Genomic DNA, 1,576 nt, shown 5'->3' on the forward strand with positions numbered 1-1,576 from the left:
TCGCTACGGATCCGGACCTGAAGTCCTTAACCTTGCTAGCAACGGTAACTCGTAGGCTCATTATGCAAAAGGCACGCCGTCACCCTAATGGGCTCCGACCGCTTGTAAGCGTATGGTTTCAGGTTCTATTTCACTCCCTTATTCAGGGTTCTTTTCACCTTTCCCTCACGGTACTAGTTCACTATCGGTCTCTCAGGAGTATTTAGCCTTATCGGATGGTCCCGACTGGTTCATACAGGATTACTCGTGTCCCGCACTACTCAGGATACCACTATCTTAACGTTCTTTACCTATACGGGACTATCACCCTCTTTGGTCTGTCTTTCCAAACAGTTCCAGTTCATCACGCTTCGAATATTGTGGTCCTACAACCCCGGCATTGCCGTAACAATACCGGTTTGGGCTAATCCGCGTTCGCTCGCCACTACTAACGGAATCACTTTTGTTTTCTTCTCCTCCGGGTACTTAGATGTTTCAGTTCTCCGGGTTTGCTCCTCTTGCGAGGTGACATATCTTCAATATGCCAGGTTGCCCCATTCGGATATCTGCGGATCAATTCGTGTGTGCCGATCCCCGCAGCTTTTCGCAGCTTATCACGTCCTTCTTCGCCTCTGAGAGCCTAGGCATTCCCCATACGCCCTTATTTAGCTTATTGTACTTTTTGCTTTTTTAATGAGTTACTGTTCAGTTTAAAGTTTGCAGTCTCGGTCTTCAGTAAATAAATACTGGTTCCTGATTATACATCCTATAAACCAAACAATTGTGATCAATTATACATCGCTCGTTGTGAGTATAACCGATCCTAATATATTATTATAAAAATGGACGGATCCAATTCTACTTTTCATGTATCTTTTTTCAATATGTCAATGAACGTTTCCCCTCTCGGCCTCCCCAAGGGGGAGATGCCTGTTCCTATTTTGCTCCTTCCCTTTGGGAGGGCCAGGATGGGATAGTGGAGAATATCGGAGTCGAACCGATGACCTCCTGCGTGCAAGGCAGGCGCTCTAGCCAGCTGAGCTAATCCCCCGTTTGTGAAATTCAGAATTATGAATTCAGAATTACGAATTTGGAGTGATTTGAATTCTCAACTTCTAAAATTTCCTTTCAATATCTTATGAACGTTCCCCTCTCAATCTCCCCACAGGGGAGAAGTCTCGCCTCTCGGTTGTTCTCTCCTCCCCTGTGGGGAGGCCGGGAGGGGCTTCTTTTTTTTGTAGTCTCAGGCAGACTTACTTCGACTGCGCTCAGCACAGGCTTCTCGTCTGTCTTCCGACAACTTTGTAGTCTCAGGCAGACTCGAACTGCCGACCTCTACATTATCAGTGTAGCGCTCTAACCAGCTGAGCTATGAGACTCCTTAATAGTATGCAGTGTTCAGTCTTCAGCTTGCAGTAAGTGCCTACTGTGGACTGAGTACTGAGTACTGGCTACTGCCTACCCATATCTTTTTTTTAAATTAACAGCATCGAGAATAAACTATTCGTCATATTAGTTTTTTTGGTTTCCTTATCGGTCGTCTTTCTCTAGAAAGGAGGTGTTCCAGCCGCACCTTCCGGTACGGCTACCTTGTTAC

2 tRNA genes and 1 rRNA gene are annotated in these 1,576 nt (G+C 46.0%); all 3 read right to left on the minus strand.

What is annotated here, in order from left to right:
* Positions 1 to 654 (minus strand): 23S ribosomal RNA (locus EM932_RS20595); the annotation flags it as partial.
* 302 nt (positions 655 to 956) lie between these two features.
* A tRNA-Ala gene (locus EM932_RS20600) sits at positions 957 to 1,030 on the minus strand.
* Between the two features lie 254 nt (positions 1,031 to 1,284).
* A tRNA-Ile gene (locus tag EM932_RS20605) sits at positions 1,285 to 1,358 on the minus strand.
* Positions 1,359 to 1,576: the final 218 nt, after the last annotated feature.

The sequence above is a fragment of the Flavivirga rizhaonensis genome (assembly GCF_004791695.1).
Classification (GTDB): Bacteria; Bacteroidota; Bacteroidia; order Flavobacteriales; family Flavobacteriaceae; genus Flavivirga; species Flavivirga rizhaonensis.